This window comes from Orbaceae bacterium lpD04 (assembly GCA_036251935.1).
Lineage (GTDB): Bacteria > Pseudomonadota > Gammaproteobacteria > Enterobacterales > Orbaceae > Orbus > Orbus wheelerorum.
The window spans coordinates 609323-625156 of sequence record CP133967.1 but is presented as its reverse complement, the minus strand read 5'-3'; the positions used below and the strand labels follow the sequence as shown (position 1 = coordinate 625156).

General features: G+C 36.4%; 11 protein-coding genes. 6 read left to right on the top strand and 5 right to left on the bottom strand.

Annotation, left to right across the window (positions count from 1 at the left end):
- Positions 1-128: 128 nt before the first annotated feature.
- Together asmA and dcd are read right to left on the bottom strand one after the other, a co-directional pair.
- Positions 129-2042, bottom strand: a complete 1914-nt coding sequence (asmA, locus tag RHO14_02790) for an outer membrane assembly protein AsmA (GenBank protein WVD71730.1) — start codon at positions 2040-2042, stop codon at positions 129-131.
- Positions 2043-2059: 17 nt separating this feature from the next.
- Positions 2060-2641: a dCTP deaminase gene (dcd, locus tag RHO14_02785; GenBank protein ID WVD71729.1), complete on the bottom strand. Its 582-nt coding sequence runs from the start codon at positions 2639-2641 to the stop codon at positions 2060-2062.
- A gap of 231 nt (positions 2642-2872) precedes the next feature.
- Here dcd and sugE point away from each other — a divergent pair, with 231 nt between their 5' ends.
- The 3 genes from sugE (at position 2873) to RHO14_02770 (ending at position 5027) form a co-directional block, all read left to right on the top strand.
- Positions 2873-3187, top strand: coding sequence for a quaternary ammonium compound efflux SMR transporter SugE (sugE, locus tag RHO14_02780; GenBank protein WVD71728.1), 315 nt, complete (start codon positions 2873-2875; stop codon positions 3185-3187).
- A 186-nt stretch (positions 3188-3373) separates the two neighbouring features.
- Entirely contained in the window at positions 3374-3727 is a 354-nt protein-coding gene (locus tag RHO14_02775; protein WVD72490.1) for a DMT family protein, read from the top strand.
- 229 nt (positions 3728-3956) lie between these two features.
- Positions 3957-5027: a 3-deoxy-7-phosphoheptulonate synthase gene (locus tag RHO14_02770; GenBank protein ID WVD71727.1), complete on the top strand. Its 1071-nt coding sequence runs from the start codon at positions 3957-3959 to the stop codon at positions 5025-5027.
- A gap of 45 nt (positions 5028-5072) precedes the next feature.
- Here the strand turns inward: RHO14_02770 and rarD are convergent, their stop codons facing one another.
- Both rarD and serS read right to left on the bottom strand, forming a co-directional pair.
- A complete protein-coding gene (gene rarD, locus RHO14_02765) occupies positions 5073-5969 on the bottom strand; it encodes an EamA family transporter RarD (protein WVD71726.1) in 897 nt (298 codons plus the stop codon).
- 81 nt (positions 5970-6050) lie between these two features.
- Positions 6051-7343: a serine--tRNA ligase gene (gene serS, locus RHO14_02760; protein ID WVD71725.1), complete on the bottom strand. Its 1293-nt coding sequence runs from the start codon at positions 7341-7343 to the stop codon at positions 6051-6053.
- A 323-nt stretch (positions 7344-7666) separates the two neighbouring features.
- On the opposite strand from serS, the gene focA reads away from it, so the two are divergent.
- The 3 genes from focA to pflA all read left to right on the top strand — a co-directional run bounded on the left by focA (position 7667) and on the right by pflA (position 11753).
- Entirely contained in the window at positions 7667-8518 is an 852-nt protein-coding gene (focA, locus tag RHO14_02755) for a formate transporter FocA (GenBank protein ID WVD71724.1), read from the top strand.
- Between the two features lie 65 nt (positions 8519-8583).
- Entirely contained in the window at positions 8584-10866 is a 2283-nt protein-coding gene (gene pflB, locus RHO14_02750) for a formate C-acetyltransferase (GenBank protein ID WVD71723.1), read from the top strand.
- A gap of 110 nt (positions 10867-10976) precedes the next feature.
- Positions 10977-11753, top strand: coding sequence for a pyruvate formate lyase 1-activating protein (gene pflA, locus RHO14_02745; GenBank protein ID WVD71722.1), 777 nt, complete (start codon positions 10977-10979; stop codon positions 11751-11753).
- Positions 11754-11812: 59 nt separating this feature from the next.
- Here the strand turns inward: pflA and purL are convergent, their stop codons facing one another.
- Positions 11813-15709 (bottom strand): phosphoribosylformylglycinamidine synthase, encoded by a 3897-nt coding sequence (purL, locus tag RHO14_02740; GenBank protein WVD71721.1) that lies wholly within the window; start codon positions 15707-15709, stop codon positions 11813-11815.
- Between the last annotated feature and the right edge of the window lie 125 nt (positions 15710-15834).

The window sequence follows — 15834 nt, the reverse complement described above, 5'->3', positions numbered from 1 at the left end:
GCATAATTTATTACATTATTCTATATCTATACCATTTTCGTTATAATATTGTTGTAAGGTATCATTATAATGAAAAAACGCCATGTTTATGGCGTTTTAATTGCATTGATAAATAACAAAAATTGAGCTTATTTAATCTTATTAAGTAAACCACCAATAAGTTGTTTAGCTTTTGTCTTATCACTTGAACTTTCTGTATCTGATGCTTCAGTTTGAGCATCGGTATCAGCTTGATTATTGCTACCTAAGCGTCCTTTTAATTTATCAAGTTCATTTTGTAATTTATTATTCAATACATCTTTGATAAGTTTTTCTGCTACAACTTGGTAGTGTAACTCATCAAATGAACCATAAAGCCGTAATGGAATTGCTATTTGTTGCAATTTTTGAATAGTCTTACTATCGCCGTTCCATCCACTTAAGATTTTAACTTGTAAATTGATATCTAGATCTTGCTGACTCAAACCAATTCGCCCATCACCTGTAACATCTAATGTTGCCGAAAGCGCCTTAATTGATGATAAATTGGCATTACCATTAGCCAGTTTTGCATTAGTACTTATTTCGCTTAACTCAGTATATTTTTGATACTGATCTGTGGTAACTGATTCTTTAGAGTATTGTGAAACCGCTGCTTGAATAATATTTTGAATATTAAGATTTTCAAAACGTGCATTACTAATTTTTATTGCTAAATCACCAGTTAAGTCATCTACAATTTTATCAGTATCAATAGTATCGGTTGTAATTTGACCGTCAGCATTAAACTGCCCCTTAAAATTATTCGTTAATGCTAACTGACTTAATAAGTCACCTAAATCAATATCCGATACTTTGGTTGATAATTTAATTGCAGTAGTCGATTGCTTACCATTAGCAATACCACTGGCCACAATATGACCATTTGCGACATCTAGATTAATTTTATTAAGCGTTGCAATTCCGTCTTTATTCGTTGCATCAATAACGAAATTATTAACGGTTAGTTTATTAGCTAAAAGCTGATTAATGGTAAGATTAAATTTAGCATCAAAAGTTTGTAAAAATGCCAGTTCATTACTTTTGGTATTTTTACTAACAACAACGGGTCCATTTTGTGATGATTGATTTACATTACCATTTTTTTGATTGGTGTTAGACGCCAAAAATGGGGTTAAATCAAATTTATCAGACTGAAATAGAGCCTCAAAATAAGGTTTTTTGTTTAAATCAGCTTTTAATTGACCCGTAATAGTATTGTCGTTTAACGTTAAAGTAAAATCTTTAATATCTAATGTTAATGGTGATTGCTGATAATTAAATGTTGCTTTTACTTCACCTTTTAATTGTCCGGTAGGAACCCCAACACCTTTATAATCGTAAGATAATTTATTTAAATCAATTTTTGCGGTTTTAGGAAAGTTAGCTAAATTAACATCAGCGTTTAAGGAGTAAATGAAATCTTGTTGGTCACGATTAACACTACCACTTAAATTTAGCTCCACATTACGGTTATCTTTTTGAACAACCGAAATATCAATATCTCTAAAATTAATAATATCTTTATCTTGTTGATAAACAACAGTACTATCAGCAATGTCAAGCTTATTCAATGAAAACGACCATGCAGAACCAGAGTCTTTTTTATCTGGAGTTTGTGTTTTATTCACTGTTGTCGTTGGTTTATTACCATTTGCAATATTACCTTTACTATCGTCAGTGATATTAATTATCGCGGCTTTAACTAATACATTTTTAACAACTAACTCTTTTGAAAATAAAGGTAATAATTCGACGTCAAGACGCATATTATCTGCTGTTAAAATCGGCTTTTTAGCGCCAGTATCAACTAATCGTACAGAATCAGTCAAAATACTAATTTGTGGCCAAACATGCCAACGTAAATCGCCCTCAATCGTTAACTCATAACCGGTTTGTTCTTTAACTGTACTTGAAATAAATCCCCTAAAATTATTTGGATCAACAAACATAACTAAAGCAACTACACCTGCAACAGCAATAACGATCAAAATAAACAATGTGAGTAATATTTTCTTAACCATCGACTTAATTCCTTCTATTAATCTTTGTCAATTCGACTAGCAACAGCACCTTGCTGACCTTTATATTTGGCGTCTTGACGTCGATTATAAGGTCTTGCAGCCGGCCCACTTAATGTTTCAAAACTGAGTGCCCCAATTGTCATTCCTGGTCTCAATGCTAACGGCAATTTACCTGAATTATAGAACTCTAATACTATTTGCCCATCCCAACCAGGATCTATACGGTGAGCTGTAACATGGACCATTAGGCCTAATCTTGCAAGAGACGAACGGCCATCAAGCCAACCAACTAAATTATCGGGTATTGTAACTGACTCTAGCGTTACCGCTAATGCAAGCTCTCCTGGATGAAGATAGAACGCATCGCCTTGAGCTAGAACTATTTCATCACTCATTACCCGTTCAAGTGATGCAGAAACTTCCTCTTTCGGGCCACTTAAATCAATATAGGCGGCAGTATGTTCACGAAATGTTCTAAATTGATTACCAAGCCTTACATCAACCGTTGCACCATTAATGCTACTCACTGCAGGTTGAGGTATTATTTTTAGCTTTCCTTCTGCTAAATAAGCCTCTATATCTCGATCACATAATCTCATTTGCTTAACTCCAAGCAATAATTAATTTACTGCTAGTTATTTTAGCAGGTAATTACTTGTTTGATAAATAGATTCTATTTCTATTATCGGGATATAGATTTAACGAGGTAGCCACTATATAATTAGATGGTTTATAATGAGTTTTAACCTACTTTATACCTTATTAGGACGACCTAACAGGGTTTTATTAACAATAGGGACGACCCTAATTCTTTAATAAAGGAATAAAATATGGCATGGGTCTATCTTCTTATCGCTGGATTTTTCGAAATTATTTGGGTTATTAGTCTAAAATACAGTCAAGGTTTCACTCGCGCAGTACCAAGTATTATTACCGTGATAACAATGGCTTTTAGTTTTTTCTTGCTTTCTTATGCAATGAAGACACTACCAATGGCAACTTCTTATGCTGTGTGGACGAGTGTTGGTATTATTGGTTCAACTATCATCGGTATTTTACTCTTTAATGAGTCATTAAGCTTTTTTCGATTATGTTGTTTATTCATGATACTTGCTGGTGTTATTGGCTTAAAACTTACTTACTGAATAACATCACTCAACATAATTTGATTATTTATTTTCAAAAATAAAGAATAATTCGTTAGCCCAATAAATACTGGCTAACGAATTTAATATTAATAAAATAAAAAATTTAAGCGTTATTGTTTCGTTATTGATGTTAATGTATATTTGCAATCAATTGATTCTATTTCTTATTTTGGTCTTCTTATTATGAATCCTATCTTTATTACCATCGGTATGCTAACACTTAGTAATCTTTTTATGACATTCGCTTGGTATGGCCATTTAAAGTACTTTCACGATAAAACTTGGATTGTTGCCGCATTAGTTAGCTGGGGAATTGCCTTATTTGAATATCTACTGCAAGTGCCAGCTAATCGTATTGGATATGAAGTTGCATCAGCAGGACAACTCAAAATTATTCAAGAAGTGTTGAGTTTAAGTGTTTTTATCCCCTTCTCACTATTTGTACTAAAAGAACCTTTTAGACTTGACTATGTTTGGGCTGGTTTGTGCTTGCTTGGTGCAGTATTTTTTATGTTTCGCGATAAAATAATGGGCTAATTTACAATTTGATAAGACATACCTAATGCGAATTAAGCGATTTTAAGCAGCTTAATAACGCCCCAGAAAGTGTAATAAATAATTTACACTTTAGTGTTAATAAAAACATTGATATAAAGCTATTTACTAATATTAAATTTTATGTTTACATAGATACCGTACAGTTGTAAATATTTTCTTACACCCGTAAGAATTTTACCACAACGATAATAGTTTAAAGGTTAATATCATGTTAAAAGATAAATTAAATAATATTCGTATTAAAAGCGAGCAGCAACTTATTACACCTGATGATATAAAAAAGCTTTATCCATTAAATACTCATTTAGAAAACCAAATTGCAGAGTCAAGACAAGATATAGTTAATATATTAGAACGCAAAGATCCACGCTTACTTGTTGTTTGTGGACCATGCTCTGTTCACGATTCACAATCAGCAATTGAATACGCCCATAAGCTAAAAAAACTATCTGACGAATTAAGCGCGCATCTTTTTATTGTTATGCGTGTTTATTTTGAAAAACCAAGAACAACGGTCGGTTGGAAAGGATTAATCAATGATCCGCATATGGATAGCTCATTTGATATCGAGTATGGCTTAAAAAAAGCCAGAAAATTACTTCTCGATATTACAGAAATAGGACTGCCTATTGCAACTGAAGCTCTTGATCCCAATACACCACAATATATTGGTGATTTGATTAGCTGGTCTGCAATTGGAGCTAGAACGACTGAATCCCAAACGCATAGAGAAATGGCATCGGGCCTTTCTATGCCAGTTGGTTTTAAAAATGGTACAGATGGTAATTTAGATGTAGCGATTAATGCAATGAAATCGGCATCAATGCCACATCGCTTTGTTGGAATGAACCAACAAGGCCAAGTGAGTGTACTACAAACTGACGGTAATCCTCATGGTCACGTTATTTTACGAGGCGGCAAAACACCTAATTTTGATGCACAAAACGTAACTGCCTGCGAAGCACAAATGAGTAAATCAGGCCTGCGAGCTAACTTGATGATCGACTGTAGTCATGGTAATTCAAATAAAGACTATCGTCGCCAATCGATTGTTGCCGATTCGATAATAGAGCAAATCAAACAAGGTAATAACTCAATTATTGGTGTCATGATCGAAAGTAATCTTTGTGAGGGCAGCCAATCTTCGGAACAACCAAAAAATGAGATGAAATACGGCGTATCGGTAACTGATGCTTGTATAAGTTGGGATACAACCGAGCAACTATTACGTCAGATGAGCCGCGAAATGAGTTCTGCACTTATCGCAAGACAAAAATAGTTATAAATAATTAAACACGCTAAAATCCTCATATATATGAGGATTTTATTTTATACGTTTGTATTTAAAATTACGTAAAGTATAAATAAGGCCTTCAATTATTAACACACATACTGCGCCCCAAATTAATCCATATGGGATCAAGTGTTCGGGTGAGATTGTTTCATGTAAAAATGCAATTGAAACAATGGCAAGTAAGATAGGTTCAACATAACCAAGTAAACCAAATAAACCTAGAGGTAATAAACGGCTTGCTGAAAAATACGCGGCAAATGCAATCGCCGTAATAATACCAAGTAAAGGGATATAGATATGAAAATTAACGACATCATCGACAATTTTTTGCATATCATACTCAATGATAAAATAGATCAGGCAGCCGAGAGCAATAAAGAAAAAGTCAGAAAAAGTTCCAGCAATGCCATCAATGTTCATATAGCGACGAAACATAAAATAGATAGGATAACCGACACAAATTATTACAGTCTCCCATGAAAAAGCTCCTGTAATATAGACTTCAGATATAACGCCAATAAATGCAAGGGCTACCGCTATTTTTTGCAAAAAACTAAAACGTTCTTTATAAAAAACACGCCCCGATATCACCATAGTAAGTGGCAACATAAAGTAGCCCAATGATGTTGACAAAGCTTTACCACTTAATGGTGCCCATACAAAAATCAACATTTGAATAGCAATCAATAAGGCAGAGAATATAAGCGCTAAAAGCAATAATGGCTGAGCTTTAACACGTTTAAATAGATCGACAATCGCCTGCCACTGTCTCTCGGCAAAAACCAGTAGCACAATAGCCGGAAATGACATTAAAAGCCGCCAACAAAAAATATCTACAACGGAAAGGGGCTTTAGAAGGACAGGATAATAGTAAACCAATCCAAAAAGGCAAGATGCGACTAATGATAATAATATGCCCTTATACATTTCTCATTCTCAATAATAAACTTTAAATAAAAAAATAGCGTTAATTAAATAATTAACGCTATCATTAAATAATTGATACAGCTAACCGATATATTCTACGCCGCGCATATAAGGAAGAAGAACTGCCGGTACTTTAATTTTACCATCGGCTTGTTGATAATTTTCCATAATTGCGACTAAAGTACGACCAACAGCAAGGCCTGAACCATTTAAAGTATGAACTAAATGTGTTTTATTATCGGCTTTACTTCGGTAGCGTGCTTGCATACGACGCGCTTGGAAATCCCACATATTTGAACAAGATGATATTTCTCGATAAGTGTTTTGAGCGGGAACCCAAACTTCTAAATCATAAGTTTTACGAGCACCAAATCCCATATCTCCAGTACAAAGTACAATCTTACGATAAGGTAAATCTAATAATTGTAAAACTTTTTCGGCATGAGAGGTTAATTCTTCCAATGCCTGCATAGATTCTTCTGGTTTGACAATTTGTACTAGTTCAACTTTATCAAATTGATGCATTCTAATTAAACCACGGGTATCTCGACCATAAGAACCAGCTTCAGAGCGAAAACATGGCGTATGAGCCGTCATTTTAAGTGGTAAAGTATCTTCATCAAGGATTTCATCACGAACAAGATTTGTAACGGGCACTTCCGCGGTTGGAATTAAACCATAATTACTGGTATCAGCTTCTTCTTCTAACGGCGTCGTATGAAAAAGATCCTTCCCAAATTTAGGTAATTGCCCTGTGCCATAAAGCGTAGCTTGATTAACTAAGTAAGGCACATACATTTCACTATAGCCATGTTGCTCGGTATGTAAATCAAGCATAAACTGAGCGATAGCGCGATGTAAACGTGCAATTTGACCTTTCATTACAACAAACCGAGCACCAGTTAATTTAACTGCTGCTGCAAAGTCAAGTCCACCAAATTTTTCACCTAATGCAACATGATCTTGAACAGGAAAATTGAATTGTTTTGGTGTACCAAAACGCGATACTTCAACATTATTACTCTCATCTTTACCATCAGGGACATTATCATCAGGAATATTAGGGATCGCTGAATAGATATCCTTGATTTGAGTAAGTAATTCATCTAACTCTTTTTTAGTAGCATCTAACTTGTTACCTAATTTATTGACATCTTCACGTACTGACGAGATATCTTCACCGCGAGCTTTCGCCTCACCAATAGATTTCGAGCGGGCATTTCTTTCCGCCTGTAAGTTTTCGGTTTCAACTTGTAAAATTTTACGTTTATCTTCTAGCTCACGAATGGTATCTACGTCTAATTTATATCCTCGACGTGCCAATTTTTGTGCAACTAAATCTAGCTCATTACGCAGTAAATTAGGATCTAACATAATTAAGGACCTGTTTTTTTATTATGAATAAATATAAAGAAAATATCCGGCCATTATACGCCATTTTAGCATGCAGTACAGTTTTGAATAAAATAGTCACTGATAAAATCGCTAAGAGGGTAAATCACGTTGATAAAATTAAATTTTCAATATAGCAAATAATAGTCTAAAGATAAGTGCAAATTAAGAATTCAGTAAAAATAGAAATAAAATAATATGTTATTATTTTGTTAATTTTTTATTAGAAAAAAATAGTGATCTCATTCAAATTCAGCGTATACTATGCGCCTCATAAAACCATTGTTTTTTTGAGGATATTAGTTTTGAGTACTAATAATGTTGTATCTTCTTTATCTCCTGCTGAGATGACGTCTACAGCAGAAAATACTGCCCATTACAAAGTAAATAAAACACCATTAACAACTCTATTTTCAGCTATTACTGCCGGTGTCTTTATTTCAATAGGCTTCGTGTCATATATTCTTATCACAACTAGCGTATCAGGCGAAGCTGCATCAGGCGTATTAAAATACGTTGGCGGAGCATCCTTTTCATTAGGATTAATGCTCGTTATTGCATGTGGCGCAGATCTTTTTACTTCAACAGTGTTAACTATCTTACCTAAAATGACTCGTCGAATTACTTGGTATCAAATGATACGTAATTGGGTGTTGGTTTATATCGGTAATTTTATTGGTGCGCTCTTTTTTGTTGCAGTAATTTGGTTTTCGGCTCAGCATATGACAATGAACGGACAATGGGGACTAAATATATTACAAACCGCCGATCATAAATTACACCATTCATTCATTGAAGCTGTGTGCTTAGGCTTTTTGGCTAACTTAATGGTTTGCCTAGCAGTTTGGTTAAGCTACGCAGGACGAACACTTTTAGATAAAATGTTAGTGATGATCTTCCCAATTGCAATGTTTGTTGGTAATGGTTTTGAACATAGTATTGCAAATATGTTTATGATCCCGATGGGAATGGTCATTCATCATTTTGCAACTCCAGATTTTTGGGCTATGACTGGAGTATCGCCAGATACATTTAATAGCTTAACCATTGAGCACTTCTTAATTAATAATTTAATTCCTGTTACAATAGGTAATATTCTAGGTGGGTTTGCTGTCGCTCTATCTTACTGGGGACTTTATTTACGTAAAGCGCATTGATTTTATATTATTTGCCCTTATGTATAGGGTGAATAAAGTTTTTTTTAATTTGAGGTAACATAATTATGAGTAATTTAAACGAAGTACAAGCAGCTGCTTGGAAAGGCTTTAAAGACGGTGACTGGCAGACAAATGTCAATGTCCGAGAGTTTATTCAAAAAAACTATACACCTTATGAGGGTGACGAGTCTTTCTTAGCAGGTGCAACTGATGCAACTACTAAATTATGGGATAAAGTAATGGATGGCATTAAAATTGAAAATGCTACCCATGCTCCTGTTGACTTTGACACCAGCGTTATTTCAACAATTACTGCGCACGATGCAGGCTATATTGAGAAAGATTTAGAAAAAATTGTTGGCTTACAAACAGAAAAACCACTAAAAAGAGCGATGATTCCATTTGGTGGAATTAAAATGATTGAAGGTTCTTGTAAAGCCTATAATCGTGAGCTTGATCCTGCAGTTAAAAAAATCTTTACTGAATATCGTAAAACTCATAACCAAGGCGTTTTTGATATTTATACACCAGATATTCTTCGTTGCCGTAAATCAGGTGTGATAACTGGACTACCTGATGCTTATGGACGAGGCCGTATTATTGGTGACTATCGTCGTGTCGCGCTTTATGGTATCGACTTCCTAATGCAAGATAAATTTGCTCAATTTAACTCATTACAAGCAGATTTTGAAAATGGCGTTGATTTACAAATGACCATGCAACGTCGTGAAGAAATTGCAGATCAACATCGCGCATTAGGCCAAATTAAAGAGATGGCTGCTAAATACGGTTATGACATTTCTGCTCCAGCTAAAACAGCTCAAGAAGCAGTACAATGGACTTATTTTGGTTACCTAGCTGCGGTTAAATCGCAAAATGGTGCGGCGATGTCACTAGGTCGTACTTCGACTTTCTTTGATATTTACTTTGCTCGTGACATTGAAGCTGGTCTAATTACTGAAAAAGATGCTCAAGAAATTATTGACCATTTTGTAATGAAACTACGTATGGTTCGTTTCCTACGTACACCTGAATATGATGAATTATTCTCGGGTGACCCAATTTGGGCGACAGAATCACTAGCAGGTATGGGTGTTGATGGTCGTACGTTAGTAACAAAAACATCTTTCCGTTTCTTAAATACACTTTACACAATGGGCCCTTCTCCTGAGCCAAACATGACAATTCTTTGGTCAGAACAATTGCCACAAGGATTTAAGAACTACTCAGCAAAAGTCTCTATCGATACATCATCATTACAGTATGAAAATGACGATTTAATGCGTCCTGATTTTAATAGTGATGACTACGCGATCGCATGTTGTGTTAGCCCTATGATCGTCGGTAAACAAATGCAATTCTTTGGTGCTCGTGCAAACCTTGCTAAAACACTACTTTATGCAATCAATGGCGGCGTTGATGAGAAACTAAAAATCCAAGTAGGACCAAAATCAGCACCAATTACTGATGAATACCTAAACTTTGATGTGGTATTTGACCGTCTTGATCACTTTATGGACTGGTTAGCAAAACAATATGTTACTGCACTAAACGCAATTCATTGGAGCCACGATAAATATAGTTATGAAGCATCATTAATGGCGTTACATGACCGTGATGTTGTTCGTACTATGGCATGCGGTATTGCGGGCCTTTCTGTTGCAGCCGACTCACTTTCTGCAATTAAATACGCAAAAGTAAAAACGATTCGTGATGAAAATGGCCTTGCTGTTGATTTTGCAATTGAAGGTGAATATCCACAATTTGGTAACAACGATCCACTTGTAGATGATATTGCTGTTGATTTAGTTGAACGTTTTATGAAGAAAATTCAAAAACTTAAGACTTATCGTAATGCAATTCCGACCCAATCAGTATTAACTATTACCTCTAACGTTGTATATGGTAAGAAAACGGGTAATACTCCAGACGGACGTCGTGCTGGCGCGCCATTTGGACCGGGTGCGAACCCAATGCACGGACGTGATCAAAAAGGTGCTGTTGCATCATTAACATCAGTTGCAAAACTACCATTTGCTTATGCAAAAGACGGGATCTCTTATACTTTCTCTATCGTACCAAATGCGCTAGGTAAAGATGATGATGTACGTAAACGCAATTTAGCTGGCTTAATGGATGGCTACTTCCACCATGAAGCGACAGTTGAAGGTGGTCAACATTTAAATGTTAATGTATTAAATCGCGAGACATTACTTGATGCGATGGAAAATCCGGAAAAATATCCGCAATTAACTATCCGTGTTTCAGGTTATGCAGTGCGTTTTAACTCTTTAACTAAAGAGCAACAAAAAGACGTTATTACTCGTACATTTACAACTAATATGTAATATTGAGTAATTGAAGTAATAGATAAAGGCTCCATTAGGGGCCTTTATTTTTAATAAAAAAAATAGCTACAATAATAAAAACAATGTGTTGCAATAATTAGAGAAACATAATGAATCAAAATATTATCATGACAACTCAAGAACCAATTAAAGGTCGAATTCACTCTTTCGAATCTTTTGGTACTGTTGATGGGCCTGGTATTCGCTTTATTGTCTTTTTTCAAGGCTGCTTAATGCGCTGTCTATATTGCCATAATCGCGATACTTGGGATCTTAAAGCGGGTCGAGAGGTGACTGTTGAAACGTTAATGAAAGAAATTGTCACTTATAAACATTTTATTATTCCAAACGGTGGCGGCGTCACAGCATCAGGCGGTGAGGCAATGCTACAAGCTGAATTTGTTAAAGAATGGTTTGCAGCTTGTCACAAAGAAGGAATTGCAACATGTTTAGATACTAATGGCTATGTTCGAAATATTGATCATACGGTTGATGCATTAATGGCAGAAACCGATTTGGTTATGCTTGATATCAAACAAATGAATGATGAAATTCATCAAAAATTAGTTGGCGTATCAAATAAACGTGTTTTAGAATTTGCTCAGTACTTACAAAAAATCAATAAACGCACTTGGATCCGTTATGTTGTAGTACCTGGTTGGTCAGATGATGATGATTCAGCACATCAATTAGGTCAATTTATTCAAGGCATGACAAATATCGAAAAGGTCGAAATGTTACCTTACCATAAAATGGGTGCTTTTAAATGGGCAACTCTTGGTGATAAATATATGCTAGAAGGCATAGAACCGCCACCACGTGAAACAATGGATCGTCTACAAAGTATTATCCAAAGTTATGGGCATGAAGTAACATTTAGTAAATAGATCTAATTGAACATCATTTTTATAAAAAGGCTATTTAATAATAGCCTTTTTATCATCAATTAGCCTAACTGCTTGCGTGCATTACGAAATAGCTTCATCCATGGACTATCTTCACCCCAACTATCAGGATGCCATGAATTACTTACTGTTCTATATACCCGCTCAGGATGAGGCATCATAATAGTTGAGCGCCCATCTTTAGAGGTAACTGCTGTTATACCATTTGGTGAACCATTAGGATTAGCGGGATAATTTTCTGTTATAGCACCAAAATTATCAATAAAACGCATAGCAACTAAACCCGATTGATTAAGTTTAGTTAAGTGCTCACTATGTTTAACTTCAACGAACCCCTCGCCATGGGATACCGCAATTGGCATATGCGAACCAGCCATTCCATCAAACAATAATGATGGACTTTGATCAATTTTTACTAAACTAAACCTTGCCTCAAATCGCTCCGATTGGTTGCGAACAAAACGTGGCCATAATTCAGCTCCTGGAATAAGATTTTTCAAGTTGGACATCATTTGGCAACCATTACAGACACCGAGTGATAAGCTGCCTTGTCGGTTAAAAAAGTGTTCAAACTCATCTCTAACTCGCTGATTAAACAAAATGGATTTAGCCCACCCCTCACCAGCACCAAGAACATCGCCGTAAGAAAATCCTCCACATGCAACTAATGCATTGAATTTATCAAGTTTCGTGTTACCAGATAATAGATCAGTCATATGGACATCGAAGGCATCAAATCCTGCGCGATAAAATGCGGCTGCCATTTCGACATGAGAGTTAACACCTTGTTCCCGTAAAATTGCGATTTTTGGCTTGATGCCTTTAACAATATAAGGTGCGGCAATATCTTCATTAGGGTCAAAGGTTAGCTTAACGTTTAAACCAGGATCTTCATCAAGCTGTTTGGCGTGATGTTCTTGATCGGCGCACTCAGGATTATCTCGTAAGCGCTGCATCTGCCATGTGGTTTGTGCCCACCATGTTCTTAATGTACTGCGATTTTGGCTATAAATGACTTGGTTATTGTGATTAATAATAATTTTGTTACCCGTTATTGCAGAGCCGAGATCATAAACATGCTTAATCAAACCGAAAGATTCAAGGCAAGATTTTACCGCATTAAGCTTAGAATCTGCTACTTGAAATACTACGCCAAGCTCTTCAGTAAAGAGAGACGTTAATACATTATTCCCAAGTGAGGATATATCAATATTCAAGCCACAATGCCCCGCAAATGCCATCTCGAGTAATGTCACAAGTAAACCGCCATCAGACCTATCATGATAAGCCAATATTTGGCGATTTTCGACTAATTGCTGTATTGCGCGATAAAAGTTAGCAAGCACTTGCACATCACGAACATCGGCAGATTCATTACCTAATTGGCGGTACACTTGGGCAAGTGCTGTCGCACCCAATGTCTGTTTGCCACAACCTAAATCAATAAATAATAAACGATTAGCTACGGTTTTTAATTCAGGTGTTACGGTATTACGAACATCTTCAACGCGGGCAAACGCGGTAATAACAAGCGATAGTGGAGCTATCATCGCTTTTTGCTGCCCATCTTGTTGCCATGTTGTTTTCATCGACATAGAGTCTTTACCAACAGGGATCGTAAGCCCTAAAGCAGGACAAAGCTCCTCACCTATAGCTTTTACTGCTTCATATAATCCAGCATCTTCACCTGGATGCCCTGCTGCAGCCATCCAGTTAGCTGAAAGCTTAATCCGCTTAATGTCACCAATATAGTTAGCCGCTATGTTAGTAAGTGCTTCACCAACAGCCAGCCTTGCCGATGCGGCAAAGTCGAGTAAAGCAACGGGCGCTCTTTCCCCAATTGACATCGCTTCACCAAAGTAGCTATCTAAACTTGCAGTAGTGACACAACAATTCGCAACAGGAATTTGCCATGGACCAACCATTTGATCACGACTAACCATACCCGTTACGCTTCTATCACCAATAGTGATTAAAAATGTTTTTTCTGCAACAACAGGTAAATGCAAAACTCGTTTTACCGCATCTTGGAAGTCAATATTCATCGTATCAAATTTATCGCCAACTGCTTTTTGCGATTTGACATCACGTAGCATTTTAGGTGTTTTACCAAGTAATACGTCAAGGGGTAAATCGATTGGATTATTATCAAAATGATCATCATGTAATACTAATTCTTTTTTAACAGTCGCTTCGCCAATAACTGCGTAAGGTGCTCGTTCACGGCGGCAAAGGTCATCAAACAATGATAAACTTTCGGGGGCAATAGCTAATACATAACGTTCTTGTGATTCATTACACCAGATTTCAAGTGGCGACATACCGGGCTCATCATTTAAAATTTTACGTAGCTCAAACTGCCCACCACAGCCACCATCACTAACGAGCTCAGGCATCGCATTAGATAATCCACCAGCACCAACATCATGAATAAAAAGAATTGGATTTTGTTCGCCTAGTTGCCAACATCTATCAATCACTTCCTGACAGCGCCTTTCCATTTCAGGATTATCGCGTTGTACTGAGGCAAAATCTAAATCTGCATTTGATTGACCTGAGGTCATCGATGAGGCTGCGCCACCACCAAGGCCGATATTCATTGATGGTCCACCTAATACGATCAATTTAGAACCTGCCGGGAATTCACCTTTTTGGATATGCTCGCGACGAATATTCCCAAGCCCACCTGCGAGCATAATCGGTTTATGATAACCTCTGAGCTCTTTACCATTATGGCTATGTACTTCTTCTTCATACGTGCGAAAATAACCGAGCAATGCAGGTCGTCCAAATTCATTATTAAACGCAGCTCCCCCTAAAGGTCCATCTGTCATAATATCAAGTGCTGAAACAATGCGCTGTGGTTTACCAAAATGCTGTTCCCATGGCTGCTCAAACCCAGGAATACATAGATTAGAAACAGAAAAACCGACTAAACCTGCTTTAGGCTTCGCACCACGCCCCGTTGCACCTTCGTCACGGATCTCTCCGCCGCTACCCGTTGCTGCGCCCGGCCAGGGTGAAATTGCCGTAGGGTGGTTATGAGTTTCAACTTTCATTAAAATATCTGCATTTTCTTGATGAAAATTGTACAGCTCATCACTATGACTTGCAAAAAATCGCCCAACCATAGAGCCGTCCATAACGGCAGCATTATCTTTATAGGCTGATGAGACATATTCAGGCGTTTTTTCAAAGGTATTCTTAATCATTTTAAACAATGATTTTGGTTGCTTTTTACCGTCAATAATCCAATTTGCATTAAAAATTTTATGACGACAGTGCTCTGAATTCGCCTGAGCAAACATATATAATTCAACATCACTTGGGTCACGATTCAGTCGTTTAAAATTATCAAGTAAATAATCGATTTCGTCTGGCGCAAGCGCTAGCCCTAATTTAATATTTGCATCAACCAGTGCTTGTCGGCCTTGGGTTAATACATCAATAGTGGTTACTGGTATGGGTTGTTGCACTGAAAATAATTGTCGAGCCTGCTCTAATTCCGTCAATACACATTCCATCATCCTGTCATGGATCAATGCACTAAAATCAGCTTGTTGAGACTGAGTTAATGGCTTACCAAGCACACTACCTTTTATATAGAAAGCAATACCACGTTCGATTCGATTAATTTGAGTTAATCCGCAGTTATGTGCAATATCTGTTGCTTTCGAGGACCAAGGTGAAATGGTGCTAGCCCTTGGTGTCACTAAAAAAAGTTGCCCATTAATGTCTTGAGCATCAATCTTTGGACCATATGTCAATAATTGGATAAGGGTTTGTTTATCTCGATCGCTCAACGATTTATTCACATCGACAAAATGGACATATTGAGTATAAATTGATTCTAATGGGATATTTTTTTGATGACAAGCGGTAAGTAATTTATTAATACGAAATGCTGATAGTGCAGGTGAACCACGCAAAATTTCCATAAAAAAATTCTCTTTTAGGCAAGATAACATTTAGGAACATTAAAGTAGGAAGCCATTATAGAACAAACCGATAAAATTTTGAACCCTATCTAGTACCGAGAGTGTGAATAATTTAGGTGAGAACT